The sequence below is a fragment of the Ottowia sp. oral taxon 894 genome, from assembly GCF_001262075.1.
Taxonomy (GTDB): Bacteria; Pseudomonadota; Gammaproteobacteria; order Burkholderiales; family Burkholderiaceae_C; genus Ottowia; species Ottowia massiliensis.
Window position 1 is genome coordinate 2,654,929 of sequence record NZ_CP012073.1, and the last position, 25,751, is coordinate 2,680,679.

Sequence of the window (25,751 nt, forward strand, 5' to 3'; positions counted from 1 at the left end):
CCCCAGGGCATGCGCCTGTGGCGCTGCCCGCTGGCGGGGCGCTGACTAGAATGCGCCCGCCCCGCTTGGCCTTCTGTGTTGGCGGGGCTTTTTCTTTTTCATGCGCCAGTCTCCGGAAGAGCGCGCTAGCGATGACGCGCCGCCTTTGCCGGAGCACGGAAGCGGCGCGCTTGCGAGAAAACCCACGATGTCTGATTTAAGTCTTCCATTGCAGCAGGCGGCAAGCCAGCTGCCCGTCCCTTTCTACTTTGACGAGGCGCTGCTTGCGCGCGAGAAAAACCGGCTTTTCGACGCCGGGCCGCGCTATGTGGGCCATGCGCTGGCCGTGCCCCGCCCGGGCGACTACTTCACGCTGCCGCAGGAAAAGGGCGGCCGCGCACTGGTGCGCAACGCGCATGGCGGCCTGGAGCTGATTTCCAACGTGTGCTGCCACCGCCAGGCCATCATGCTCAAGGGCCGGGGCAATCTGCGCGAGCAGGGGCAGGCGCACGCGGGGGGCAACATCGTCTGCCCCATACATCGCTGGACTTACAGCCCCAGCGGCCAGCTGCTGGGTGCGCCGCACTTTCCGCAGGACCCTGGCCTGAGCCTGAACAACTACGGCCTGCGCGAATGGAACGGCCTGCTGTTTGAAGACAACGGCCGCGACGTGCGGGCCGACCTGGCGGACATGGCCGTGGCCCCGCAGCTTTCGTTTGACGGCTTTGTGCTCGACCACGTGGAGCTGCACGAATGCAACTACAACTGGAAGACCTTTATCGAGATTTATCTGGAGGACTACCACGTGGCGCCCTTCCACCCCGGCCTGGGCAATTTCGTGACCTGTGACGATCTGGCATGGCAATTTGGCCGCGACTATTCGGTGCAGACCGTGGGCGTGTCGCCCGGCTTCAAGCCGGGCACTGACGTTTACAGGCTCTGGCATCAGGTGCTGCTGGACTACCAGGGCGGGCAAAAGCCAGGGCGCGGCGCCATCTGGCTGACGTACTACCCGCACATCATGGTGGAGTGGTATCCGCATGTGCTCACCATTTCCACCGTCTTTCCGATGGGCGTGGACAAGACGCTGAACATGGTGGAGTTTTTCTACCCCGAGGAAATCGCCGCTTTCGAGCGTGAATTCGTGGAGGCGCAGCGCGCCGCCTACATGGAAACCTGCCTGGAAGACGACGAAATTGGCGAACGCATGGACGCGGGCCGCCGCGCCCTGTTCGAGCGCGGCGACAGCGAAACCGGCCCCTACCAAAGCCCAATGGAGGACGGCATGCGCCACTTCCACGAGTGGTACCGCCGCGAGATGAACATTCATGCTTCGGCCTGAGAGGCTGTTCATGCGCTTTGAGTGCCTCCAGCCCCTTTTTGTGGGTGGCGGCTACACGGGCACGCTTATCGGATAGACGCTGGGCACATGCTTGGCGGGAAGATGCAAGCGATCAAGCGCAGCCAACAGCGCGCCTTCAAAGTGCTGCCCAAGCGCTGAATTGTGGAGAAAGCCTTCACCTGGCTGAGTCAATCGAGAAGATTGAGCAAGGACGGCCAGGTCAGCGCGGCCCCGGTGAAGCCTGCGTCAAGATCGCTTGCATTCGGCGCATGATCGAACTTCCGGGATAACTTTGAGAACAGGTTCCGGCTCCACTCGCCAGAATGCTTCATAAAAAAGAGCAGATTCAAGAGGCCGAAAATGCCGCTTCGCGCAGTTTCCACTAGGACATATTGCTATGAATAGCGAAGCAAAATAACCGCATGCCGCCCCGCCCTTCACCCTGCCAACGAGCTGCGTGCATGGAACGCCTCCGCCCTGTTTCCCATACCGTTTGTTTCCCGCTTTTGCCCGCCTTGCTTTTCCACGCCAGGCCAGGCTTTTGAAAACCGCGTGACCGCCCTGATCAGCACGATGACCGCCATGATGTCCCCCGCGATAGCTGCCACGAACGCGCCAGAGCAGGCGCTGCCGCACCCGCCAGCGCTCTCCGCCGCCCCCGCCGTTCAGCTGGACGTGCAGGGCGTCACGCGCATTTTTCCCGGCGCACGCGGCAAGCCGCCCACGCAGGCGCTGCGCCCCATCAACCTGCAAGTGCGCGAAAACGACTTCATCACCATCCTCGGCCCTTCCGGCTGCGGCAAGTCCACCCTGCTGCGCATCATTGCGGGGCTGGACTTTCCCACCGAAGGCCAGGCGCTGCTGGAAGGCGCGCCCGTGCGCGGCCCCGGCGCGGACCGGGGCATGGTGTTCCAGAGCTACACGCTCTTTCCGTGGCTGACGGTGGAGCAGAACATCCGCTTCGGCCTGCGCGAGCGCGGCATGGGCGCGGCGCAGCAAAAAGAGCGCAGCGACTTCTTCATTGCCAAAGTGGGCCTGCGCGGCTTTGAACACCATTACCCCAAGCAGCTCTCCGGCGGCATGCAGCAGCGCACGGCCATTGCCCGCGCCCTGGCCAACGACCCCAAGATGCTGCTGCTGGACGAGCCTTTCGGCGCGCTGGACAACCAGACGCGCGTGCTCATGCAGGAGCTTTTGCTGGGCATCTGGGAGCAGGCGCAGAAAACCGTGCTCTTTGTCACGCATGACATTGACGAAGCCATCTTCATGGCCAGCCGCGTGGCTGTTTTCAGCGCCCGCCCGGGCCGCATCAAGAGCGAAATCGCCGTGGACTTTCCGCACCCGCGCCACTACACGCTCAAGACTTCGCCCGAATTCATGCAGCTCAAGGCCCGCCTGACCGAAGAAATCCGCGCGGAAACGCTGGCGGCGGCAGATGCGGGCCGCGAATGAGCGCCCTTTGCGCCCCTTGCGCCCCTTGCGTCTTACCCGTCCCGCTCTTTGAACAGATTCCCAGGCAAGCCGGAAATAGCTTTGAAAACCATAGCAAACCCTCCTGATTCCACTAGGACGTTACGCGTTTTTCACGCCCTGAATCCGCTCCTTTTTTTAACGCCCAACCGCTTCCGCCCATCATGACCGCCTCACCGTCCGCGCCCTTGCGCGAAATCGCCCCTGGCCTGCTCGTGCGCAGCGCCGCCGCCTTGCCGCCGCTGGGCCATTTCAGGCTCATCGCTTTTGACATGGACTCCACCCTCATCAACATCGAGTGCGTGGACGAAATCGCCGCCGCCGCAGGGCGCGGCGCTGAAGTGGCCGCCATCACCGAAGCGGCCATGCGCGGCGAAATCACCGATTTCAAGGAGAGCCTGCGCCGCCGCGTGGCCCTGCTGCAAGGCGTGAGCGAGGCGCAGCTGGAGCGTGTGTGGCAGGAGCGCCTGCGCCCCAGCCCCGGCGCGGCGGAACTCATTCTGGCCGCCAAGGCAGCGGGGCTGAAAACGCTGCTGCTCAGCGGCGGCTTCACCTGGTTTGCCGAGCGTCTGCGCCAGCGCCTGGCGCTGGATTTCGCCCGCAGCAACCAGCTTGAAATCCGGCAGGGCCAGCTCACGGGCCGCCTGCTGCCGCAAAGCTGGGGCGACATTGTGGACGGCGCCATGAAGCGCCAGACCCTGCTGGACGTGTGCGGCCTGCTGGGCATCGCCCCCGCGCAGGCCATCGCCGTAGGCGACGGCGCCAATGATCTTGAAATGATGGCCGCCGCCGGCCTTTCCGTGGCCTACCATGCCAAGCCCAGGGTGCGCGAGCGGGCCGCCGTGCTCATCAACGAAGGCGGCCTTGACCGCCTGCTGCATGCCCTGGGGCGGTAGCTTCGCCGCCGCCTTTCGCCCTTTTCTCGCCGGCCCGGCTGCGGGCCGGAACTTGCCCGGATGCCCCAAGCTCCACGCCAGCCATGAAAACCTTGCGCACGCTCATTCTTGCCTCCGCCGCCTTTGCCGCCAGCCTGTCTGCCGCACTGCCCGCCCACGCTGGCGGCATGCAGGCGCTGGCGCAATTCGTGGAATCCGCCCGCGCCGGGCAGGCCGCCTTCACGCAGGTGGTGACCACCCCGCCACGGCAGGAGCAGGCTGCGCGCAGCAAAACCTCCAGCGGGCAATTCGAGTTCCAGCGGCCCGGGCGCTTTCGCTTCGACTATCAGAAGCCTTTCACGCAAACCATCGTGGCCGACGGCACGACTTTATGGATGTACGACGCCGATCTGGACCAGGTCACGGCCCGCCCGCAGGAGCAGGCCCTGGGCGCCAGTCCGGCAGCCATCATCGCCTCGGCCACCACCATGCAGGCGCTGCAAAAAGACTTCGAGCTGAGCGAAGAGCCGCGCCGCAACGGGCAGGACTGGGTCAAGGCCCTGCCGCGCTCCAAAGACGGGCAGTTGCAGAGCATCCGCATCGGCTTCGCACCCGCCGCCAGCGAAGGCGGCGCGCCGCAACTGGCCACGCTCGAAATCGTGGACAGCTTCGGCCAGCAGTCGCTCATCACTTTCGAGCGCTTCACCCTCAAGCCCAGCCTGCCCGCCAGCCGCTTCCAGTTCAAGCCGCCGCAGGGCGCCAGCGTGGTGATGCAGTAGGAGCGGGCCTGGAGCCGGCATGAACGCGGGGCCAGGCCCCGCTTTTTTTGCGCCTTGCCAGCCGGACCGCGCTTTTTGCGCAATAGACAAGACGCAAGGAGGCCAGCGCGCGCGGCCCCGGGCGGCTCAAGCAGCTCAAGCGCCCGGACACATGAAGGCTGCATTTCAAGGCGTTTACTGCGGCGCTTGCTGCGGCGCTTGCCAGCCGCCGCCCAGCGCCTGAATCAAGGCAATGGCGGCCTGCTGGCGTTGCAGTTGCAGCTGCATGAGCGAGCGGCGGGCGGTGAGGGCGCTGGCCTGGGCGGTGACCACTTCGGTATAGGCCACCAGGCCGGCGCGGTAGCGGTTGAGCATTTGCTGCTCGATGGCGGCGGCGTTTTCGGCGCTGGCGGCGGCGTGCCGCTGCTGGCGGGCCAGGGTTTGCAAGGTGGCGAGCTGGTCTTGCACTTCCTTCATGGCCGTCAGCGCCCGCTGGCGGTAGGCGGCGGCGGCTTGCTCGTGGGCGGCGATGGCCTGTTTTTCGGCGGCGGAGCGCGCGCCAGCGTCAAACAGGGTTTGCGCCAGGTTCAGGCCCAGCGACCACAGCAGCTGCGGGGCGGAGATGACGTCGGCCAGCGTGGCGCCGCCGCCGCCCGCGCTGGCGTTGAGGTTGAGGGTGGGAAACCACGCGGCGCGGGCTGCGCCAATGCGGGCGTTGGCGGCGGCCACGGCGCGCTCGGCGGCGGCCACGTCGGGGCGGCGCAGCAAGAGGGTGGCGGGCACATCCACCGGGATGGCTGGCAGGGCGCGCTGCCAGTCATGCAGCGCGCGGGCAGGCGGCAGGCTGAAGGCGGCGGCGGGCTGGCCCGTGAGGGCGGCAATGGCGGTTTCGGCCAGATGCCGGTTGCGCTCCAGCGCGGCGCGGCTGGCGCGGGCGGATTCAAGGGTGTTTTGGGCCTGAAGGGCGTCGGTGCGGGCCACGGCGCCGCTTTCAAAGCGGCGCTGGGCAATGGCGGCGCTGCGTTCGTAGCCTTCGATGATGTCGTCCAGCAGGGCCAGCTCGGCATCGGCTTCGCGCAGGGTGAAGTAGCTTTGCGCCAGGCTGGTTTGCACGGCCAGCCGGGCGGTGGCCAGGTCGGCCTGGCTGGCTTGCACGGCGGCGGCCTGGGCGCTGGCGGCGCTGGCGGCGCGCCCCCAGAGGTCAGGCGCCCAGCTGGCCGACAGGTTCAGGCTGCCCGATCCGCCAGCTGCGCGCGCGTCGCCGCCGCTGCGCTGCTGGCTGCCTTGCAGGCCCAGCGTGGGCCAGAGCGCGGCCTGCTGCTGCTCCAGCAGCGCCTGGGCCTGCCGCACGCTGGCGGCGGCAGCGGCCACGGTCTGGTTATGGGCGGCGGCCTGCTCCATCAGGGCCGAGAGGACGGGGTCTTGCCAGCCGCGCCACCAGTCGGCGGCCAGCGGGCGGGCGGCCTGATCGGCGCGCACCCAGCCTTCGGGGGCGGCGTCAGCGGCGTTGGCTGCGTTGGCGGCGGGCAGGGTTTTCCATGTGGCAGGCAAGTCGAGGGCCGGGGTTTCGTGTCGGCTTGCTTGCGAGCAGGCGGCAAGCAGGGCGGCCAGGGCAAACAAGGCGGCGCAAGGGGTGGAGCGCATGGCGTTCAGAAGCGGAATTCGGGTTTGGATTACAGGGCTAAATTGACCACAAATCCTGTCGCAACTATTTATTTTCATATTAACAGAAGCCTGTGCGAATAAATTTAATCTGAAGTCTGATATGATTTGTTCTAAAATCACATGGTTATAAAATAGAGGCTTAGGAAGCAAGCATGTGTTCAACGCACGCTAGCTTCCTGAAATGCCAGGCAAAAACAGGTACTGACGTCATTCAAAAATCAGTGAAGCCAGGTTTCGATATCTTTTGCGCCTGTTTGCCATGGACTTGACCGCTACGGATGCCGCGCAGCTATGTGGCTTGTCCGTGCGCTCGGTCAACGCGCTGTACCAGCGTATGCGTATCCGCTTGGCTCGGCAGTGCGCCGCTCAGTCTCCTTTCTCAGGCGAGCTTGAGGCCGATGAGTCCTCTTTCGGCCCCAAGCGAATCCGGGGCAAACGTGGGCGTGGCGCGGGTGGCAAAACCATCATCTTTGCTCTGCTCAAGCAAGGCGGCTGTGTCTATACCGAGATCGTTGCCGATGCCTCCAAGGCCACGCTGCAAGCCATTATTAGGGGCAAAGTGGCTCTCAACAGCATCATCCACACCGACGGCTGGCGAGGCTGCGACGGGTTGGTTGATTTGGGTTTGGACAAGCCCTTTCGGGTCAATCACGGCAGCAACGAATTCGTCAAGGGCTGCAGACACACGTTAACGGCATCGAGTCTTTTTGGAGCCATGCCAAACATCGGCTGGCGCAGTTTCATAGCGTGCGGCGTGACAAGTTCGCGTTGCATCTCAAGGAGTCTGAGTTCTGTTTCAATCACCGCCATCTTGATCTCTACAAGACACTGCTTGAATTGCTCAGGGATGAGCCTCTGTGAAGCGTTTGCTTCCTAAGCCCCTAAAATATCACTGCAAAACAAGCAAAAATTACATTCGAGGCGCAGCGATATCATGGCGTTTCGGATGAAAAAAAGAGTATCATCTTCTATTGTCTTCTATGTCATCTTCAATATTTTGAATGGTATTTTGTATAATATTATAATATGGTGTGCCACCATCTTCTGTATTACCTCTGGGTATACCATTCAAAATAGATATCTTAATAAGATCACTCACTTGTTTACGTGCAACATCTTCCGAACCGTCCTTTGTTATCTCATGGGTAATTTTCCTTTTTAACTCATCAATCTGTTCCTTGGTTAAATTGCCAATTTGTTTACCTGCATTATCGACCAAGACACTAACAATCTTTCTGTCGCCAAAAAGGTGTTTTAGATCCTTTTTTATATAATCTCCAGCAGGTATAATATCCAAGACTAAATCAACCGCAAAATCAACAAGAGTTCGCACAGCAGCCTCTTGTTTATCTTGAGCAAATTTTATCTGCTGAACGGCATCAGATGCTGCTGCACCTAGCATTCCTAGGTCATTACACGCCTGAGTAGCATCCAGATCATTTATAACCTTCTTCTTATAAGCTATTGAATTCAAAGTTTCTTTACGAATTTTTATCCATTTCTGAATAACTTCCATGGCTTCTCTTGAAGCCTCTGGCGCATCCACATTAAATGCGGTAATCCGAAGTAGATTACCCATTTGAATAGCATTTTTTCCTGATTGCTGAGCGTGACCATGTCTGCCAAACGTGCCTGTATCATCCCGCATATTCAGAGCAGTTAAGATGGCATCGCCATGCGAGCTACTTAACAAGCGACTCAAAGACTGTGCAGTATCGATATACGGCTTGCCGTCCCTGTCAAAGAAAATAATATCATCCGACGTTTCTGCATAGCGAGCGATATTAATTGCAAGGTTATCAAATTTTTTTGTCATGAGATTGTACCGCTCGATTGCAGTATTATAATAAAACTTATTTGAAGGATTTTTCCATTTAATTGCAAGGTCATCCCATTGTTGGGGCTTTTGCTTCTGTACAACCGAATCAATCAAAACAGTCATTGGATTAAAATTAACTACATTCGGAGAATAGCGAAAGCCTCTGGAAGACTCACCAATTGCATTAAGAAGTTTTTCTATATCAGTATCATTTTCGAGAGTAACCTCATAGAAAATGCGTGCAGCCATACTGGGGTCACCGGAATCTGCCGCAATCCGCATAGCCAACATGGGAGCACAAGAGAGTGCAAATGAACCCTCAATGGGAGAGCGGAAATCAGAGCCGCTCACGCCGACATCTGGGTCACTTACTAGAACAGATTTTAATAAATATTTAGAAAAATTTTCATGCAATGATTGAGATTCTTGTCGTGTATTGAAAAAAATTCGTATCCGGTCAAAAAAAATCTTAGGATCAGAAGGTAAGGTTGTACCAAGTCCGAGAAAAAATGCCAATTGTTTGTCTGCAATTATACCTTCTTGGTATGCCTGTGCAAAAGAATCTGCAATAGCAGAATATTGTTTTGATGAAATCTCATTTCTATTTACCATTTGCGCCAAAAAATCATCCTTTAGCCAAGTATATATGGATAAATCATCTTTTTCAAGAATTTTTCCTAGAAGGCGGGCTTGATCTTTAACATTAAGTTGTTTTGCCTCATCCGATAATTTGACTATACGTTCGGCTATATTGTCTTGTCCAAAACGTTTTCCTGTTTTCAGAATTTCTTCAGCCTTTTGACTAATTTGTTCATCTGTTAGGGTTTGGTAGGAGGATGAGCTTATAAAGCTTGGCACCGGCAATGAAGCCGGGTTGTGATAGTCGTCAGACAAAGGAGGGTTTATAAGATCATCAGTTGAGATCTGAACAGAATATCGAAAAGAATTAAAGAAAATGCTCATGACGTCCTCCTTCAAGAAAAGTTGAATGGATTTCAATTTTTGGCTGATTGGATGCAAGAGTTCTGATGGAATAACTCATGCTTTTATCATGCCGATGCCGAAGTATCTACAATAACCATAATGTCCTGTGATGTTAGTTATTGTAGATATATAAACAATTACAATCAATAGTGTGATGTGTTGATGTGTGTTATATACAACATAAGCACATCATCTGTAGCACTCAGTTGTTCTGCTTGCTTGAGAGATCCTCAGAGACTGCTCAAACATATGATGACAATGTCCGAGACTTTATGGTACGGGTCTCTCGGGAATAGGCAACCAGCAGCGAAGCGAAAGGAGGAGAGTGTATGGGCGAAGATCGTTATAGGTGCGGGTCAGGGGAGTCCGTAGCCGGATGACGAGCTGGCTCCTTAGAGCCTAATCGGCTCCAAGTCCTGATGGAATGAAAGTAGGCAGCTATTTGTTTCGTGCTAGAAAGGTTTAGAGCCTGTCCCCAAAGTCATCCCAAAAGCCTGACCATGCGCCGAATGCAGGTAATCTTCACGAGTGCTTCGGCTGAAGAAGGCAGTGACCTCGCAGTCCTTGCTCAGCTTTCTTGATTGACTCAGCCAGGCAAGAGTCCTCTCCACAATCCAGCGCTTGGGGCTTTACCTTGAAGATGCGCTGCTGGCAGCGCTTGATCACCCGCATGTTCCAGCCAAACAGGCTCAGCGCCCAACTGATCAGACTGCCCGTGTAGCTGCTATCGGCAAAGATGGTCCCCAGACACTCAAAGCGCAAGAACAGCCTCACCGGCAAAGCTCTGGCTCCCACTTTGTCTTGAATGCCAACAGCAGCCCCATTGTGTCTACGGCTATGTGTATGTGGCGCTTGTGCCCTTTGACCCTCTTGCCTGCGTCATATCCGCACTGCCCCTTTTTGAGACGGTCTTGACCGATTGGGAGTCAATGATGGCCGCGCTGGACTTGGCACGCTTTCCCGCTTTGGCACGCACCTGCTTGCGCTGCTGCGCCAGCAGCACATCCCCACGCCGCTGCTGGCGCCAACGGGCAAAGGTGTTGTAGACCTGTTTCCAGGGCGGGTAGTCCTTGGGCAGTGCGCGCTATCGACGGTCAGTGCTTTAGCAGACGGTGGCTTGCACATAGAAGATGGCGTTGATCATGTCCCGAGCGCTGCGCACCCGGGGGCAGCCTGCACGTTTGCCTGCCGGAAAGTGCGTTTGCACGATCTCCCACTGTTCATCGGTCATGTCACTTGGATACATGACGGTGGCTTACCGCAAATTCTTTCTTTGAGGACAGCCTCTTAGATTCTGTCATTTCACTCATGCGGGTTATTGCAGAAGCGAAAGTCCTGGATATTTTGATTTCGATGAAATTTACCTGAATTCAGCGCCTCCTTAAATGGTATTATTATAGATTTATTATATTTCTGCAAACGAGTGATGGATTTGTTTATCAGGTTTGCAATCAGTACCTGCCTGTCTCAAATGCCCATTGAGTTCAATTTATTTATTGCTTTGAATTCCAGTTGCATAATTAATTGCCTGTAGGAGCCTTCGTATTGTGTAAAATTGTCGATGGGAATGCAGGCTCATCCATCAATCGGGCGCCGCATTGGCTACCAGCAGCCCAGATATTTTTATCTTTATGGGTAATCTGTTGAGTTCGGAATCGCCCTGAATGACGTGGCGGACGAATGTTTCCCATCCATCCAGAACAGAAACGATGAAATGGCCGGACTGATCTGCGTATCCGCCGCCCAGCAGGCCTAGTGCACCTGCATCGCGTATCTTGTTCAGAATTCTGGAAACCAGATGCCTGATTTCAGTCCTGCTGTAGGGGGATGCGTGAAAAATGACGGATTCATAATCGTGTGAAAGCCGCGTTTTCTCTTCATCCTGAAGATTTTTGATGGAAATGTGTAATACCAGATCGCCAACGTCTCTTTCTTCAACATAACTGGAGGTAAACCGGTCGGCGAACCGGGTTTTTATTTCATTTTCCAGCCTGTTCAGCGCATTGGCTTTCTGCATGTGATTCATGACGGCCGCGTCAGAAATATGATCGGCCGTCAGCGTTTTTGCATTTTCGCCATGCTTTTGCCGGAATGTTTCTGAAAGATCGCTGGTGAGCGATTCCTTGTAGACGCGCAGGCGATGATTGGAAGCTGCGTTTTCAGCGCCGGAAACCGGCGTTAAGAAATTCGCGAAAACAGCAATGACCAGCAGCACGGATGGGGCTTTCATGGCAGGCGCTTTCAAAAAGTCAATGATGGTTGCGCATCGCTCTTGCCTGAATCTTTTGTCCAGCAATTAATTGCAGGCGTCCGGCTTTTTGCGCCCCGCCACGCGCTGGCGCAGCCCGTCCAGCAGTACGTAGATGGCGGGGGTGGTGAGCAAGGTCATGAACTGGCTGGCGAGCAGGCCGCCGATGATGGTCACGCCCAGGGGCTGGCGCAGCTCGGCCCCCTGGCCAAAGCCAATGGCCAGCGGCAGTGCGCCCAGGCCGGCGGCCAGCGTGGTCATGAGGATGGGGCGCAGGCGCTTGAGGCAGGCTTCGCGCACGGCGCTGCGCGCGTCCAGGCCCCGCTCGCGTTCGGCGCTCAGGGCAAAGTCGATGACGAGGATGGCGTTTTTCTTGACGATGCCAATGAGCAGGAACACGCCAATGAGGGCCATGATGGTGAATTCCATCTTCATGGCCAAAAGCGCCAGCACGGCTCCGAAGCCCGCGCTGGGCAAGGTGGTGAGCACGGTCAGCGGGTGAATCAGGCTCTCGTACAGGATGCCCAGCACGAGGTAGATGACGACGACGGCGGCAATGACGAGCCACATTTGCTCGCTTTGCTGCTGCTGCATTTGCGCGGCGTTGCCCGCGAACTGGCCGCGCACGCTGTTGGGCATGCCGATGGCGTTTTCGGCTTCGCGCACGGCTTCTTGCGCGGCTTGCAGGCTGACGCCGTCGGCCAGGTTGAAAGAGAGGGTGGATGACAGCTCGCCGCCGTCGTGCTGCACGCTGGTGGGCACGGCGCGCTCGGCGTAGCTGGCAAACGAGGTCAGGGGCACGAGGGTGCGGGCGCTGGTGGACAGGCTCTGGCCGGTGGAGGCGTCGCGCAGGCCGGGGTTGGCCGGTGCGCTGGCGCTGAAGCTGGAGGGCACGCGCACGTCTTGCAGGGCCAGGGGCGACTGGGCCAGGCGCGGCAGCCATTCCATGACGATGGCGTACTGGTTCAGGTCGGCATACAAGGTGGCGATTTGCCGCTGGCCGAAGGCGTTGTAGAGCGCGGCATTGAGGGCGCTGCTGCTCACGCCGTATTGCGTGGCGCGGTCGCGATGGACGGTGATGAACGTTTCCACGCCGTTGTCGCTCTGGCTTTCGTCCACGTCGGTCAGGCGCGGGTCGGTTTTGAGCTGCGCGGCGAGCTTGAGCGTCCACTCGCGCAGGCTGGCGGCGCTGTCGCTCTTGAGCACGTAGAGCGTGCCGGAGTTGCTGCTGCGCGCGCTCATGCGCACTTCCTGCTCCAGGTTCATGAACACGCTCAGGCCCGTGATTTGCGCCAGCTGCGGGCGCAGGCGGTTGATGACGGCGCGCGAGCTTTCGGGCGCTTGGCTGGCGGGCTTGAGCGTGGCGGCCAGAAAGCCGCCGCCAGCGCGCCCGCCGCCGGAAAAGGCCACCACGTCGCCCACGGCGGGGTCGGCGCGCACGATGTCCACGGCCTGCTGAATCTTGTCGGCCAGCAGGCTGGAGGAGATGCTCTGGTCGGCCCGCATGTGGCCCTGCATCTGGCGGCTGTCTTGCTCCGGAAAGAAGCCGCGCGCCATGTGCGCAAACAGCCAGCCGCTCATGCCAATGACGGCCGCAAGCGCCAGCACCGCCAGCCAGGGCGCGGCCAGCGCGCCGTCAAGCGCCTTCAGGTAGGCGGCCACGGCGGCGCCCGCCACGCGCTGGCGCAGGCGGCCCAGCAGGCTCTGGCGCTGCGGCGCTGCGGCGGGCCGCGCCAGGCTGCGCGGCAGCAGCGCGGCGCACATCATGGGCGTGGTGGTGAGCGAAACGAGCAGCGAGATGAGCACGGCAATCGAGAGCGTGACGGCGAACTCCCTGAACATCAGCCCGATAAAGCCGCTCATGAACAGCAGCGGAATGAACACCGCAATGAGCGAGGCGCTGATGGTCAGCACCGTAAAGCCCACTTCGCGCGCGCCGCGCAGCGCGGCCTGGCGGCGCGGCATGCCTTCTTCCAGATGGCGCGAGATGTTTTCCAGCACCACGATGGCGTCGTCCACCACGAAGCCCGTGGCCACCGTCAGCGCCATCAGCGTCAGATAGTTCAGCGAATAGCCCAGCACGTGCATCGCGCCGAAAGTGCCCAGCAGCGACACCACCGTGGCCGCCGCCGGAATCAGCGCCGCGCGCAGATTGCGCAGAAAAAGCCCCACCACGCCCACCACCAGCAGCACGGCCAGCGCCAGCGTCAGCTCCACTTCATGCACCGACGAGCGGATGGTGGCCGTGCGGTCGTTGGCCACATTCAGCGCAATATCGCCCGGCAGCTGCGCGCGCAGCTGCGGCAGCAGGGCGTGAATGGCATCAGCCGTGGCAATCAGGTTGGCCCCCGGCTCCTGCGTGATGGAGACGATGATGGCCGCCTGCCCGTTGAACATGCCGCGCGTGCGCGTGTTCTGCACGCTGTCGCTCACCTGCGCCACGTCAGACAGGCGCACCCCGGCGCCATTGCGCACGGCCACGATCAGATCGCGCCAGTCGGCCGCCTTCAGCCCCGGCGCGGGCGTGACGATTTGCAGCGCCCGCCCTTGCGCGGCGCCGCTGCCTTCGCCTGCGTCCGTTTCCAGCACGCCCTTGGGCCGGTTGGCCGTGCCCGCCTGAATGGCGGCGCGCACGTCCTCGCTGCTCATGCCCAGCGCATCCAGCGCGAAAGGGTTGAGCGCCACCCGCACCGCCGGCAGCGAGCCGCCGCCCAGCTCCACATCGCCCACGCCCGGCACCTGTAGCAAGCGCTGGCTCACCAGGTTGCTCACCACGTCATAAATCTGCCCCGGCGAGCGCGTGGCCGAAGACAGCGCCAGGATCATGAACGGCTGCGCCGACGGGTTGCGCTTGCGCCAGGCGGGCATGGCGCGCAGCGTGGCCGGCAAATCGGCCCGCGCGGCATTGATGGCCGCCTGCACATCGCGCGCGGCGCTGTCGATATCGCGCGACTGCTCGAACATCAGCGTCACCCGCGTGCTGCCCGGCTCGCTGCTGGAGGTCATCTCCGTCACCCCCGCAATCACGCCCAGCGTGCGCTCCAGCGGCGTGGCCACCGTGCGCGCCATGTCCGCCGGCGAAGCCCCCGCCAGACTGGCCGAAACCGTGATCACCGGCTGATTCACATTCGGCAGCCGCGCCACCGGCAGCACAAAGTAAGCCGCCAGCCCCGCCAGCGCCAGCCCCAGCGTGAGCAGCGTGGTGGCGATGGGCCGCGTGATGAAGGGGCGCGAGAGGTTCATGCCGCGCCCCTCATGCCGCTGGCCGGATGCCCAGAGCCTGTTTGCCGCCTGGCCGCAGGCAAGGGTCTGAATCCCTCATGAATTCGCTCCTGGTTCGATAGCATGAGGTCCCCGTAAAACGTGCGGCATATGCCTTTTTGCGGGGTGCAAATTCGCTCCTTTTATTGATACGAACGGCGCTCATGCGGGGGCCTTCTCGCCGGGTTCGTCTTCCGGCTTGCCAGCGCGGGCGCGGCCCAGGCGGTCGAAGCAGAGGTAGATGACGGGGGTGGTAAAGAGCGTGAGCAGCTGCGAGAGCACAAGGCCGCCGAAGATGGCCAGGCCCAGCGGGCGGCGCAGTTCGGCGCCGTCGCCCCAGCCCAGCATCAGCGGCAAGGCGGCGGCCAGGGCGGCCAGCGTGGTCATGAGGATGGGGCGAAAGCGCAGCAGCGCGGCCTGGTGGATGGCCTGCGCGGCGGGCAGGCCCTGGGCGCGTTCGGCGTCGATGGCGAAGTCGATCATCATGATGGCGTTCTTCTTGACGATGCCGATGAGCAGGATGAGGCCGATGATGCCCACCACGTCGAGCGCGTGGCCCGTGGCCCACAGCGCCAGCAGCGCGCCCACGCCCGCCGAGGGCAGCGTGGAGAGGATGGTGAGCGGGTGTACGTAGCTTTCATACAGCACGCCCAGCACGATGTAGACGCACACCAGCGCGGCGGCAATGAGCCACAGCTGCCCTTGCAGCGATTGCTGCCAGGCCCCGGCCGCGCCGGTAAAGCGCAGGGTGAGGGCGGCGGGCAGGCCCGCTGCGCTGGCGGCCTGGCGGATGGCCTGCACGGCCGCGCCCAGGCTGGCGCCGGGGGCCACGTCAAAACCGACGGTGGCCGCCGGGTACTGGCCCACGCGGGTGATTTGCAGGGCGGCGGGCGCTTCGGTGATGGCGGCGATGCTGCCCAGGGGCACGCTGGCGCCGCTGCTGGTTTTGACGGGCAGCTCTTGCAGCGCCTGCAAGCTGGCGCCGCCTGCCGCGCCTGAAGCAGACGGGCCGGAGGCGGGCGGGCGCGCCGCGTCGAGGATGACGCGGTACTGGTTGGTTTCCGTGAAGATGGTGGAGACGATGCGCTGGCCAAAGGCGTTGTAGAGCGCGTTGTCGATGCTGCTGGCCGTCACGCCCAGGCGCGAGGCGGTTTCGCGGTCAGTCTGCACTTGCGCGGCCAGCCCTTGCGCGCCGGCGCTGGTGGTGGCGTGGCGCACTTCGGGCACGGTTTGCAAGGCTTGTGCCAGGCGCTGCGCCCATTCATTGACGAGGGCGGTGTCTGCGCCTTCGAGGTCAAAGCGGTATTCGGTGGGGCCGGTGGCGCTGTCCACCGTCAAATCCTGCGTGGGTTGCAGGTAGAGCGTGGCGCCGGGCACTTGCGCGGCCACGGCCTGGCGCAGGCGCTGCATGATGGCCGCTTCGCTGTCGCCAAAGAGGGTGCGCGGGCGCAGGTTGATGGTCAGCCGCCCCTCGCTCAAGGCGGTGTTGTTGGCCCCGTCCACGCCGGCCACGGCGCTGACGGACTGCACGGCCTGATCAGCCAGCGCCACGCGCGCGGCGGCCTGCTGCAAAAGCGCCATGCGGGCAAAGGAGGCGTCGCTGGCCGCCTGCACGCGCCCCATGAGCTGCCCGCTGCTTTGCGTGGGGAACAGGCCTTTGGGAATGACCACGTAGAGCAGCGCCGTGAGCGCCACCGTGCCCAGCGCGGCCAGCAGCGTGAGCGTCTGGCGCGCCAGCACGGCTTGCAGGGCGCGGCCGTAGGCGGCCACGGTGGCGTGCAGCGCGCGCTGCACGGCGCGGCCCAGGCGGCCGGCGCCTTCTTGCAGCGGCTCCAGCCAGCGCGCGCACATCATGGGCGTGAGCGTGAGCGAGACCACGGCGGAGATGAGGATGGTGATGGCCAGCGTGACCGCGAATTCGCGAAACAGCCGCCCGATCACTTCCTGCATGAACAGCAGCGGAATGAGCACCGCCACCAGCGAGATGGTGAGCGAGACGATGGTGAAGCCGATTTGCCCCGCCCCTTGCAGCGCGGCCTGCATGGGCGGCTTGCCCATTTCGCGGTGGCGGGCGATGTTTTCGATCATCACGATGGCGTCGTCCACCACAAAGCCCGTGGCAATGGTCAGCGCCATCAGGCTCAGGTTGTTGAGCGAGTAGCCCAGCAGGTACATCACGCCCAGGCTGCCCAGCAGCGAAATGGGCACCGCCACGCTGGCAATCACCGTGGCGCGCGCGCTGTGCAGAAAGCCGAAGATGACCAGCACCACCATCGCCACTGCCAGCGCCAGCTCCATTTGCACGTGCGCCACCGAGGCGCGGATGCCCAGCGTGCGGTCGGCCAGCACGGCCACCTGCACGCTGCCCGGCAGGCTTTGCGCCAGCTCGGGCAGCCGGGCCTTGATGGCGTCGGCCGTGGCAATCACGTTCGCGCCCGGCTGGCGCTGCACGTCCACGATGATGGCGGGCGACAGCGGCAGGGCCGCCGCCCCGCTGCCCGCATGGGCGGCCTCATCCGCCGCATCCGCCTGGATGGCGGCCCAAGCCCCCAGGCGGTCGTTTTCGGCGCCGTCCGTCACCTCGGCCACGTCTTTCAGGCGCACGGGCGCGCCGTTTTTGTAGGCCACGATCAGCTCGCGGTAGTCGTCGGCGGAAACGAGCTGGTCATTGGCATTGATGGTGTAGCTGCGCGCGGGGCCGTCAAAACTGCCCTTGGCCCCGCTGGCGTTGCCCGCGCTGATGGCCGACGAAATCGCATCCAGCCCCAGCCCCATGCCCGCCAGCGCCTGCGCGTTGCCCCGCACCCGCACGGCCGGGCGCTGGCCGCCGGCCAGCGTCACCAGCCCCACGCCGCTGATCTGGCTGATCTTCAGCGCCAGCCGCGTGTTCACCATGTCCTGCACCTGGGGCAGCGGCAGGCTGCCGGAAGTGATGGCCAGCGAAAGAATCGGCGCGTCTGCCGGATTCACCTTCGCATACACCGGCGGCGCGGGCAAATCCGCCGGCAGCAGCGCGCTGGCCGCGTTGATGGCTGCCTGCACCTGCTGTTCGGCCGAATCCATGGACTGCGACAGCGCAAATTGCAGCGTGATCTGCGACACCCCCGCCGCGCTCGTGCTGGCCATGCGCGCCAGGCCCGGCATCTGCCCCAGCTGCCGCTCCAGCGGCGCCGTCACCGTGCGGCTCATCACGTCAGGGCTGGCCCCCGGATACAGCGCGCGCACCTGAATCGTCGGGTAGTCCACCTGCGGCAGCGCCGCCAGCGGCAAAAAGCGCCAGCCCAGCAGCCCCGCCAGCACAATGGCCAGCATGAGCAGCCCCGTGGCCACCGGCCTTTGAATGAAAGGGCGCGAAACGTTCATCTTGCTGATTTCTCCTGCATGGAGCGGCCCTCGCGCCCGGCCCCAAACCATTCGGCCAGCTCCGCCGACACAAAGGCCCACGGCAGCAGCACGCCAGCGGGCCACAGCGCGCGGTGCTGCCACACCGCCTTCACCGGCCAGCCCAGCGCGCCCGCCGCCGCCAGCGCCAGCGCCAGCAGCAAAAAAAACGCCCCCGCCACGCCCGCCGTCTCAAACAGCCCGTCATAGGCCGCTGGCACGGCGCCCCGGCCCCGCGCCGCCCGCCACGCCCGCCGCACTGCCAGCGGCAGTGCCACCAGCGCCAGCGCCAGCCCGGCCAGGCCCGGCAGCGCCGTCCACGCCGCCGAAAACGAAAACATCCACGCCGCCGCCGCCAGCGCCTGCCACTGCCCCAGCAAGGGCGGCCAGCCCGCCGCCAGCACCAGCGCCGCCAGCAGCGCCGCCGCGCCCGGCCAGGCCGCGCCCAGCCAGCACGCGCACCACGACAGTTTTTTCAGCCCGTCATCCACGCGCGCATGCATCCGCGCATGCATCCGCGCATGCATGCGCGCCGCTGCGCGCTCCCGCGCCAAACCTATCCGCATTTCAGACTGCATTTCAGCCGCCCGCGCCATCAGCCGCCCTTTTGGGCATGATTTTCAAGGGTGTTTTTCTTGCCAGCCCGCATTTCAGCCCGCTTCTGCGCCCGGCGCTGCCTGAAACTGGCCCATTCGCTCAATATGAAACTCCAGGGCGGCAGCACGCCCGCAAGCACGAAAAACCAGCCCAGCGGAAAAAAATCTTCCAGATTTTCCAGCTCCAAATACGGCAACCATTCAAAAACAAAAAGCATGGCGAAAATCAAAATGCCCGCCATGCCTGCCCATTGCAAACCGCCCCGGTAAACGGCAGGCGTCATTTCACGCCGCGCCGCCATTTGCCACAGCCGGTGCAGCACGGCGCACACCAGCAGCGCTGAAAGCAAAAAAAGCATCCACCCACACAGCCATTCAAAAAAAGAAAAAGAAGCCAGCCCCAGCGGCTCCAGAAGCATTCGATGAATGAAACCGAACAAACCGATATGGACGATGGCGGGAAAGATCAGGAGCGGCATCAGCGCGGATTCCGCATCCGACAAAAACGGCCACGCCGGATGAAACATGGTACGCGCCAAAGTCAGCAGCAAAATCAGGGGCAGCGGCAGGCCCGAGAAAATGAAAATGAGCCACCACGATATTTTTCTGATCATGCCGCCCGCTCCCGCTGAAGCCCGGCAAGCCATTTTTTAGCTCCTTGATTCATAGCAATACGTCCTAGAGAAATATGCGATGGGCAGCTTTTCAGATAGCCTGAATTCGCTCTTTCTTTTGAAGCAATTCCGCCTGCCTGCGGCGGGCTGGGCGCCTTGTCCTCGCGTGCGTTCAGCGGCGCATCCTGAAAATCATTTCCGGCCATTATCTTTCTGGGCGCATGGCGCGCGCCTTGCGGCGCTTTCCCGCCCGGTGCTGCATGAAACTCTTGATTTCCGTCAGCACAAAACTCGTGGGCACCAAATAGGGCGCGGGAATCAGCAGCATGGCGGCTGGCACGCCAGAGCCTGCCCGCAAAACCATGGTCACAATGATTCCCAGAACAAAAGCCGCAATGAAAAACGCACCCGCCATGCCCAGCCATTGCGCCAGCCCGTTATAGGCCGCCGGCACACCTTTTTCCCGGCCCGAAAGCATGAGCCACACGCGATGCGCCGGAAAAACAGCCAGCAGCAGATTCAGCAGGAAAATCATCACAAGCATCGTGCCGAATCTGCCAGGCATCATTTTCGCCAGAAACTCTGGAAGCGGATATGGAAAAGCCATAGCCTCTTGCCATATATTTGAATCTGTCATCAATATGCGGGTGATTGAAATAAAACTCCACGGGACGTTCACCAGAAGCGGTATCCCATAAAACAAAACAAAAACCACGATATTTTTCTGATCATTTTCAAGCCTCCTTTCCTGTCAAACCGCTGGCGGCTGGCCCTGCGCGCCGCGCCCGCGCCGCTGACCGCGCCCTTCGCCGCCTGCCCCGGGGGCGGCTTGCGGCTGCGCCTGGCCCTGAAGCTGCACGGGCTGGCCGTCGCGCACGCGGTCGCCGCCTTCGGTCACGACGCGCTCGCCCGCTTGCAGGCCCTTTTCAACCAGCACAGCCTCGGCCGAGGCCATGCCGGGCGTGACGGCGCGCGTGTGCGCCACGCCCGCCTCATCCACCACATACACATAGTGCCCTTCGGGGCCGGTGCGCACGGCGGTCACGGGAATCAGCACGCCTTCGCGCTCGCCCAGTTGCAGGCGCACGTTCACAAACTGGTTCGGAAAAAGGCTTGCGCCCTCGTTGCTGAAGCGGGCCTTGGCGCGCGCAGAACCCGTGGCGGCATCGATCTGGTTGTCCAGCGTGGCAAAGCGCCCTTCGGCCAGCACGTGCGCGCGGGCGCGGTCCAGCGCCGTCACCGGCAGCGCCTGCCCGGCCTGCTGCGCGGCCAGCACGGCGGGCACGTGGTCTTGCGGCACGGAAAAAAGCACGTCCATCGGATGCATCTGCGTGAGCGTGGCCAGGGCCGTGGCGCTGGAAACAAGGTTGCCCGCGTCCACCGCCCGCAAGCCCATGCGCCCCGTGATGGGCGCGGTGATGCGCGTGTGGCCCAGGTTGATCTGCGCCGTCTCCACGGCGGCGGCAGCAGCCTGCGCGGCCGCTTGCAACTGCTGAACTTGCGCGGCCTGCGTATCCAGCTCCTGGCGGGCGATGGAGTCTTGCTTCCACAGCGTTTCATAGCGCCTGAGCGTCACTTGCGCGGCCTGAAGCTGCGCCTGCTGCTGCGCGCGCTGCGCCCTGGCCTGCGCCAGCGCCTGCTCGAAAGGGCGCGGGTCAATGCGGGCGAGCAAATCGCCCTTTTTCACCATCTGCCCTTCTTCAAACAGCACCTCGGTCAGCACGCCAGACACCTGCGGCGCCAGCGTCACGCTGGCCAGCGGCGTGGCCGTGCCCAGCGCCTGCACCTGCACCGCCAGCTTGCCCTGCCGCGCCAGCGCCGTGCCCACCGTGACCCGGCTGCGCCCGCCGCCCGGACCGCCCGGGCCAAACCCCTGCGTGGATGCCTGCGGGCCAGCCTGCGCGCGCTCCACCAGCCACCAGCCCAGCGCCGCCAGCGCCGCCAGCAGCGCCAGCACCCCCAGCGCCCCCCGCCAGCGGGCAGGCCGTGCAGAGGCGGAGGTGGCTTCGGGCAGAGAGGGTGAAGTCATGGCAAAAGCGGAAACAGTTGAGGGCCAGTTGGAAACCGGAAAATTTTTGATTCTGCTTGTCACCATCAGCCGCGCCAGTCAAAGCCTGATGAAGCTTTGTAAAGCTCTTTCAGGCCATCCCGGCTGCGGCAGGCGGCCCGGGCCATTGGAGTCAGGGCCCGGAGCCTTCCGTCAGCGGCCCAGCCAGCTGGGCAGGCCGGCGATGTAGTCGTCGGCGTTGCCGCCAGCGCCGAAGTCGCTGGTGAAGATGATGCGGCTCAGATCACGCGAGGCGCTGGCTTGCGGCTCGAAAAAGTAGGGCACGGGGTAGCGCGCCAGGCGGGTGTGCGTCACATTCAGCTTGCGGCCGCCCGCTTTCAGCTCGGCCAGCCAGACTTTGCGCATGGGCGCGCGCAGCTCGGCGGCGGGCCTGGTTTGGTCATAGCCGCTGTAGTCCTGATAGGTGGAGATGACGACCCAGCCCGGTTTGTCGAAGGCCTGCCCGCTGATGTGCAGCGCGTAGCTTTCGCCCGGCTGCGGGTAGAGCGCTTCGATGTCGATGGATTGCAGCGTGTCCATGTCCACGGCGCGGATGCGGCCCGCCTGGTAATCGGCGAACACGTAGTAATCCTGCCGGGCGGGGCCGTAGGCCAGATCGGAGTGTTCGGAGGTGGTGTGCAAACGCTTGGGCGTGCCGGAAAAGTCGCGCGCATAGGCGTAGGTGCCTGCGCCGGTGTCGCCGCTGTTTTCGGCAGGCCAGGAGGGCACGACGTATTTGCCGCTGGGCGAGATGCTGACGTGATCGGGCGCTGTGCCGGGTTTGGGAAACCGGGAGGCTGGCAGCGTGCCGATGATTTTGCGGGCCACCAGGTCCACGGTCATCAGCCCGTGCATGGTGGTCTGCCGGGTGGCGCTGTCATAAGACGAAACCATCAGCGCCAGGTAGCGGCCATCGGCGCTGGCCGTGCCTTCGTTGTGCGTCCAGTACTGGGTGGCCTGCGGCCAGGGCGAGCCGGTGGCGGGCTGGGTGAAGTCAAACACGGTTTCGGTGGCGTCCGTGTTCACGTCATACAGCCACCAGGCGCTGCCGCCGTTGTTGCTGGTCATGTAGAGCTTGCCGGGATCAGTGGGGTGCCAGATGGGATCGGCTTCGCCCAGCAGCTTGGGCAGCTGCCTGATTTTTTGCAGGGTTTTGGCGTCGTACAGGTGCCAGTAGCTCTTGCTGTCTCGCACCAGATAGCGCGTGCTGTTGGCATTGAATGCCTGCTTGCGGCTGTAGGCGTGACGCACGAAAGTGCTGCCGCTGCTGCCTTCGCTGGCATCCGTGGCGCGGTAGATGCGCGTGCCGTAGGCCGGGTCAAGCGTGGCCTGCTCCAGAGTCTGCGCCCGCGCGGGCCGCGCCAGCGGCGCAATGGCATCCGCTGACAAGGCTTTGAGCTGGAAGTTGCTGGCGTAGAGGGCGTCAAAAGGATTGGCTGCGGCAGGCGCGGGAGTGGAAGTGGGCGTCGGTGTGGGCGTTGCCGTCGGGGTGGGTGTTGCCGTCGGGGTGGGCGTTGCCGTCGGGGTGGGTGTTGCCGTCGGAGTGGGCGTTGCCGTCGGGGTGGGCGTTGCCGTCGGGGTGGGCGTTGCCGTCGGAGTGGGCGTTGCCGTTGGGGTGGGCGTTGCCGTTGGGGTGGGCGTTGCCGTTGGAGTGGGCGTTGCCGTTGGAGTGGGCGTTGCCGTCGGGGTAGGAGCGGGTCTGGGCGTCACCGTAGGGGTTGGCGCAGGCGGCACCGGTGTGGGCGCAGGCGGCACCGGTGTGGGTGCAGGCGGCGCTGGGGTGGGTGCAGGCGGCGCTGGGGTGGGTGCAGGCGGCGCCGGGGTGGGTGCAGGCGGCGCCGGGGTGGGCGCAGGCGTGGGAATGGACGTTGGCGCGGGCGGCGTGGGCGCGCCAGGGGTTTCATCATCGCCGCCGCCGCAGGCGGCCAGGCTGGCCGCAGCGGCCAGAGCGATCAAGCGTTGCGCAAGCAGGGGGATGGACATGGCATTTCTCCTATGGCTACGAATGGACACGCATTGTCACGTATATGTCGCAGTGTGAAAAGCGCCATAAGCCGGTTTGCTGCCGCCGCCGTAAATGGCGGGCCGCTGCATGCAAGCGCTCGTCCGTGCCAAACGCGCCCGGAGAAGCTGGGCCGCCGTTTGGTTCAATCCATGGCCCGTTTTCCCGGCTTCCAGCACAAACCTGCTTCCGGTGCCTGCTCACGGTCTGGCCTAGGGGCCAAAGCGCAGCGCGGCCCTCTGCTTGCAGGGTGCCAGAAACAGGAGCAAATTCAGGCAGGCAAAAATGCCACTCCGCGCAATATCCACTAGGACCTATTGCTATGGATTCGGGAGCTAAAAGTGATTGCTTTTGAAGCTCTCGATACCCGCTCACAGTCTGGCCATGAGGGCGGCGAATCAAGCTGCCCTGGCGCGCATTGGCTCCTCACGGCCAGGTGTTGAACAAGCACTGAAAAAACCAAAACCGCAGGCGGCGCTTGTGTCCGGCTGCGGTTTTGGGTTTCCGGCGGCGCGATTTGGGTTGCGCGCGCCGGGGCTTAGCGGGTTTCGGCAGCGATCAGTTTCAGCAGTTTTTCCGCCGTGGCTGCGTCCAGCGGCGCGCCGCTTTCGCTTAAGGCGCGCACGAAGCTGCTGCCGCCCTGCTCCTGAATGATGAGCTGGTATTGGGTGGTGGGAATGGCGGCGGCGGAGCGGTTGAGGATGCGGTCCAGCCAGCCTTGTTTGGGGCGGGGCGCGTCAGGCTCGGCGTAGCGCACGTAGTAGGCGCCTTTGCTGCGGTCGCGGTCTTCCACGGTGAAGCCCGCGCGGTCGAGCGCCAGGCCGATGGCGCGCCAGGCGCGGTCGAAGTTCTCGCCCACCTGGATGACGGGCTGGCCGCCCGCCTGGGTGAGCGCGGCCAGGGCCGGGCCGCTGCTGGCGGCCTGCGCTTCTTGCGCTTGAGCGGCGGCTTTGGCGGCCTGCGCCTGCTCTTGCGTGGCGCCCAGGCGGAGCATGAGGCGACGCAGGAATTCGGTTTCCAGCTCCACGTCGCTGGCGCGGGGCTGCCAGACGGTGCTGTCTTTGTGGCTGCTGTTGTAAACCTCTTCCATGCCCCGGTGGGTCACGTAAATGTCGGTGCCGCCGCTGGCGTTGCGCTCCATGCGGGTGCGGAAGCGGTCGCGCTCGCCGGTGGAGTAGAGGCTGTCGAATACCTTGCCGATGGTGGAGCGGATGATGTCTTGCGGCAGTTTGGCGCGGTTTTCGGCCCAGTCGGTTTCCATGATGCCGAGTTCGGGCTGGTCGATGGTGAGCAAAAAGCCGTTGTCTTGCCAGAACTGGCGCACGGGCTGCCACAGCTCGCTGGCGGGGCGGCCCACGCTGATCCAGCGTTCGTTGCCGTTGCGGTGGTATTGCACGTCGGCCACTTGCTCGGTGGCGGCGGGCGTGCCGGCGGCGCGCGCGGCGTGCTGGCCGGCCTGGTAGCTGCTGGCGGTGACGGCGCCGTCGGGCGCGGCGTAGCGGGAGGCGTCTGTCAGCTGCGTCAAATCGGGCGGCACTTCCAGCGAGACGCCTTTGCCCGCGCTTTTGTAGTCAATCTTGTCCGACTCCAGCACCGAGCAGGCGCTCAAGGCCAGGGTTGCGGCGGCGGCCAGCGCGGCCACGCGGATGTGTTTTGCATGCTTCACTGTGCGAATTCCTTCAAGGCAAAAAAGGGCCAGCGCGAAGCTGGCGTTAAATGGATGGAGGGCCTCTGCCTGGGAGTCTGCTTTCAAAGCAGCCCGCTGTCTTTGAGAGCCTGCTCTACCTTGGCCTGGCTGGCGGGCGTCAAAGGGGTGAGGGGCAGGCGCAAGGCGCCGCCGCAGCGGCCCAGGCGCGACAAGGCCCATTTGACGGGAATGGGGTTGGCTTCCACAAACAGGTTGCGGTGCAGGGGCATGAGGCGGCGTTGCAGCTGCATGGCCCCCTTCGCGTCGCCCGCGATGGCGGCCATGCACAGCTCGTGCATCAGGCGCGGTGCCACGTTGGCCGTGACGCTCACGTTGCCCTGGCCGCCGCAGAGCATCAACGCCACGGCGGTGGGGTCGTCGCCCGAATAGACGCCAAAGCCTGCGGGCGCTTCGCGGATGAGCCACTGCGCCCGGTCGATGTTGCCGGTGGCTTCCTTGATGCCGATGATGCCCGGCACCTGCGCCAGCCGCAGCACGGTTTCGTGCTGCAAATCGGCCACGGTGCGGCCCGGCACGTTGTAGAGCAGCACAGGCAGATCGCCGCCCGTGACGTCGGCAATGGCGCGAAAGTGCGCGTAGATGCCTTCTTGCGTGGGCTTGTTGTAGTAAGGCACGACTTGCAGCTGACAGTTGGCGCCCACTTCGCGCGCGTAGCGGGCCAGGGTGATGGCCTCGGCGGTGGAGTTGGCCCCGCAGCCGGCCATGACGGGCACGCGGCCGGCCACGTGCTCGACCGTCACGCGGATGATTTCCTTTTGCTCATCGACGGTGACCGTGGGCGACTCGCCCGTGGTGCCGACCACGCTGATGCAGTCCGTGCCTTCGGCCACGTGCCAGTCAATCAGCTTGCGCAGCGCAGCGAAATCAACGCTGCCGTCTTCATGCATGGGCGTGACCAGCGCCACGATGCTGCCTTGGATGGGTTTCATGTCTCTATCTCGGCCAGGGCCTGAAAAGCGAAAGCGGGCATTCTAGAGAAACCGGCCCGGGCGCTTGCGCCGC

Annotated in this window: 19 protein-coding genes and 1 pseudogene; 5 read left to right on the forward strand and 15 right to left on the reverse strand. The window is 62.9% G+C overall.

The genetic code is table 11. The features are described from left to right. Positions 1–187 precede the first annotated feature (187 nt). Positions 188–1,321 carry an aromatic ring-hydroxylating dioxygenase subunit alpha gene (locus tag ADJ79_RS11705; protein WP_050716121.1) on the forward strand — a complete coding sequence of 378 codons (1,134 nt, stop codon included), beginning with the start codon at positions 188–190 and terminating at the stop codon, positions 1,319–1,321. A gap of 188 nt (positions 1,322–1,509) precedes the next feature. Here ADJ79_RS11705 and ADJ79_RS11710 read toward each other — a convergent pair whose 3' ends face one another. After that, positions 1,510–1,671 (reverse strand): hypothetical protein, encoded by a 162-nt coding sequence (locus ADJ79_RS11710; protein WP_156304191.1) that lies wholly within the window; start codon positions 1,669–1,671, stop codon positions 1,510–1,512. Between the two features lie 202 nt (positions 1,672–1,873). Here ADJ79_RS11710 and ADJ79_RS11715 point away from each other — a divergent pair, with 202 nt between their 5' ends. From ADJ79_RS11715 to lolA, 3 genes are all read left to right on the forward strand, one after another. Then, positions 1,874–2,773 (forward strand): ABC transporter ATP-binding protein, encoded by a 900-nt coding sequence (locus ADJ79_RS11715; protein ID WP_253273820.1) that lies wholly within the window; start codon positions 1,874–1,876, stop codon positions 2,771–2,773. Between the two features lie 182 nt (positions 2,774–2,955). Further along, on the forward strand, positions 2,956–3,687 hold the full coding sequence (gene serB / locus ADJ79_RS11720) for a phosphoserine phosphatase SerB (protein WP_050716123.1): 732 nt from the start codon (positions 2,956–2,958) through the stop codon (positions 3,685–3,687). A gap of 83 nt (positions 3,688–3,770) precedes the next feature. Then, positions 3,771–4,445 (forward strand): outer membrane lipoprotein chaperone LolA, encoded by a 675-nt coding sequence (gene lolA, locus ADJ79_RS11725; RefSeq protein ID WP_050716124.1) that lies wholly within the window; start codon positions 3,771–3,773, stop codon positions 4,443–4,445. 174 nt (positions 4,446–4,619) lie between these two features. Here lolA and ADJ79_RS11730 read toward each other — a convergent pair whose 3' ends face one another. Next, positions 4,620–6,068, reverse strand: a complete 1,449-nt coding sequence (locus ADJ79_RS11730; RefSeq protein ID WP_050716125.1) for an efflux transporter outer membrane subunit — start codon at positions 6,066–6,068, stop codon at positions 4,620–4,622. Between the two features lie 238 nt (positions 6,069–6,306). On the opposite strand from ADJ79_RS11730, the pseudogene ADJ79_RS11735 reads away from it, so the two are divergent. Further along, positions 6,307–6,950: pseudogene (locus ADJ79_RS11735) on the forward strand (IS1595 family transposase). 100 nt (positions 6,951–7,050) lie between these two features. Here ADJ79_RS11735 and ADJ79_RS14625 read toward each other — a convergent pair. The 13 genes from ADJ79_RS14625 to dapA all read right to left on the reverse strand — a co-directional run bounded on the left by ADJ79_RS14625 (position 7,051) and on the right by dapA (position 25,678). Beyond that, the gene (locus ADJ79_RS14625; protein ID WP_156304192.1) at positions 7,051–8,871 is read right to left on the reverse strand and encodes a hypothetical protein; all 1,821 of its coding nucleotides are present in this window, start codon (positions 8,869–8,871) and stop codon (positions 7,051–7,053) included. Between the two features lie 1,123 nt (positions 8,872–9,994). After that, positions 9,995–10,138 carry a transposase gene (locus ADJ79_RS13395; protein WP_082203292.1) on the reverse strand — a complete coding sequence of 48 codons (144 nt, stop codon included), beginning with the start codon at positions 10,136–10,138 and terminating at the stop codon, positions 9,995–9,997. Positions 10,139–10,474: 336 nt separating this feature from the next. Further along, positions 10,475–11,122, reverse strand: a complete 648-nt coding sequence (locus tag ADJ79_RS11745) for a hypothetical protein (RefSeq protein WP_156304193.1) — start codon at positions 11,120–11,122, stop codon at positions 10,475–10,477. A gap of 66 nt (positions 11,123–11,188) precedes the next feature. After that, entirely contained in the window at positions 11,189–14,383 is a 3,195-nt protein-coding gene (locus ADJ79_RS11750; protein WP_050716128.1) for an efflux RND transporter permease subunit, read from the reverse strand. Positions 14,384–14,563: 180 nt separating this feature from the next. Beyond that, positions 14,564–17,764, reverse strand: coding sequence for an efflux RND transporter permease subunit (locus ADJ79_RS11755; RefSeq protein ID WP_050716129.1), 3,201 nt, complete (start codon positions 17,762–17,764; stop codon positions 14,564–14,566). Further along, positions 17,761–18,297 carry a hypothetical protein gene (locus ADJ79_RS11760; protein WP_156304194.1) on the reverse strand — a complete coding sequence of 179 codons (537 nt, stop codon included), beginning with the start codon at positions 18,295–18,297 and terminating at the stop codon, positions 17,761–17,763. The genes ADJ79_RS11755 and ADJ79_RS11760 overlap by 4 nt, the downstream gene beginning before the upstream one ends. Positions 18,298–18,377: 80 nt before the next feature. Then, complete coding sequence (locus ADJ79_RS11765; protein ID WP_050716131.1) at positions 18,378–18,992, reverse strand: hypothetical protein; 615 nt, start codon at positions 18,990–18,992, stop codon at positions 18,378–18,380. Then, positions 18,989–19,198, reverse strand: coding sequence for a hypothetical protein (locus ADJ79_RS14635; protein ID WP_156304195.1), 210 nt, complete (start codon positions 19,196–19,198; stop codon positions 18,989–18,991). The genes ADJ79_RS11765 and ADJ79_RS14635 overlap by 4 nt, the downstream gene beginning before the upstream one ends. Beyond that, on the reverse strand, positions 19,198–19,707 hold the full coding sequence (locus ADJ79_RS11770) for a hypothetical protein (protein WP_156304196.1): 510 nt from the start codon (positions 19,705–19,707) through the stop codon (positions 19,198–19,200). The genes ADJ79_RS14635 and ADJ79_RS11770 overlap by 1 nt, the downstream gene beginning before the upstream one ends. Before the next feature lie 36 nt (positions 19,708–19,743). Continuing rightward, positions 19,744–21,021, reverse strand: a complete 1,278-nt coding sequence (locus tag ADJ79_RS11775; protein WP_050716133.1) for an efflux RND transporter periplasmic adaptor subunit — start codon at positions 21,019–21,021, stop codon at positions 19,744–19,746. Between the two features lie 171 nt (positions 21,022–21,192). Beyond that, on the reverse strand, positions 21,193–23,022 hold the full coding sequence (locus tag ADJ79_RS11780; protein WP_216597125.1) for a hypothetical protein: 1,830 nt from the start codon (positions 23,020–23,022) through the stop codon (positions 21,193–21,195). Positions 23,023–23,579: 557 nt separating this feature from the next. Then, positions 23,580–24,707, reverse strand: a complete 1,128-nt coding sequence (gene bamC, locus ADJ79_RS11790) for an outer membrane protein assembly factor BamC (RefSeq protein WP_050716135.1) — start codon at positions 24,705–24,707, stop codon at positions 23,580–23,582. An 83-nt stretch (positions 24,708–24,790) separates the two neighbouring features. Continuing rightward, on the reverse strand, positions 24,791–25,678 hold the full coding sequence (gene dapA, locus ADJ79_RS11795) for a 4-hydroxy-tetrahydrodipicolinate synthase (RefSeq protein WP_050716136.1): 888 nt from the start codon (positions 25,676–25,678) through the stop codon (positions 24,791–24,793). Positions 25,679–25,751 lie beyond the last annotated feature (73 nt).

What these genes read in the sequence shown, in the direction of transcription:
- ADJ79_RS11760 (WP_156304194.1), bottom strand. Translation starts at nt 18,297, where the DNA reads ATGCATGCGCGGATGCATGCGCGCGTGGATGACGGGCTGAAAAAACTG.
- ADJ79_RS11750 (WP_050716128.1), bottom strand. Translation starts at nt 14,383, where the DNA reads ATGAACCTCTCGCGCCCCTTCATCACGCGGCCCATCGCCACCACGCTG.
- ADJ79_RS11765 (WP_050716131.1), bottom strand. Translation starts at nt 18,992, where the DNA reads ATGATCAGAAAAATATCGTGGTGGCTCATTTTCATTTTCTCGGGCCTG.
- lolA (WP_050716124.1), top strand. Translation starts at nt 3,771, where the DNA reads ATGAAAACCTTGCGCACGCTCATTCTTGCCTCCGCCGCCTTTGCCGCC.
- ADJ79_RS11745 (WP_156304193.1), bottom strand. Translation starts at nt 11,122, where the DNA reads ATGAAAGCCCCATCCGTGCTGCTGGTCATTGCTGTTTTCGCGAATTTC.
- serB (WP_050716123.1), top strand. Translation starts at nt 2,956, where the DNA reads ATGACCGCCTCACCGTCCGCGCCCTTGCGCGAAATCGCCCCTGGCCTG.
- ADJ79_RS14625 (WP_156304192.1), bottom strand. Translation starts at nt 8,871, where the DNA reads ATGAGCATTTTCTTTAATTCTTTTCGATATTCTGTTCAGATCTCAACT.
- ADJ79_RS14635 (WP_156304195.1), bottom strand. Translation starts at nt 19,198, where the DNA reads ATGGCCGGAAATGATTTTCAGGATGCGCCGCTGAACGCACGCGAGGAC.
- ADJ79_RS11705 (WP_050716121.1), top strand. Translation starts at nt 188, where the DNA reads ATGTCTGATTTAAGTCTTCCATTGCAGCAGGCGGCAAGCCAGCTGCCC.
- dapA (WP_050716136.1), bottom strand. Translation starts at nt 25,678, where the DNA reads ATGAAACCCATCCAAGGCAGCATCGTGGCGCTGGTCACGCCCATGCAT.
- ADJ79_RS11780 (WP_216597125.1), bottom strand. Translation starts at nt 23,022, where the DNA reads ATGTCCATCCCCCTGCTTGCGCAACGCTTGATCGCTCTGGCCGCTGCG.
- ADJ79_RS11730 (WP_050716125.1), bottom strand. Translation starts at nt 6,068, where the DNA reads ATGCGCTCCACCCCTTGCGCCGCCTTGTTTGCCCTGGCCGCCCTGCTT.
- ADJ79_RS13395 (WP_082203292.1), bottom strand. Translation starts at nt 10,138, where the DNA reads ATGTATCCAAGTGACATGACCGATGAACAGTGGGAGATCGTGCAAACG.
- ADJ79_RS11755 (WP_050716129.1), bottom strand. Translation starts at nt 17,764, where the DNA reads ATGAACGTTTCGCGCCCTTTCATTCAAAGGCCGGTGGCCACGGGGCTG.
- ADJ79_RS11775 (WP_050716133.1), bottom strand. Translation starts at nt 21,021, where the DNA reads ATGACTTCACCCTCTCTGCCCGAAGCCACCTCCGCCTCTGCACGGCCT.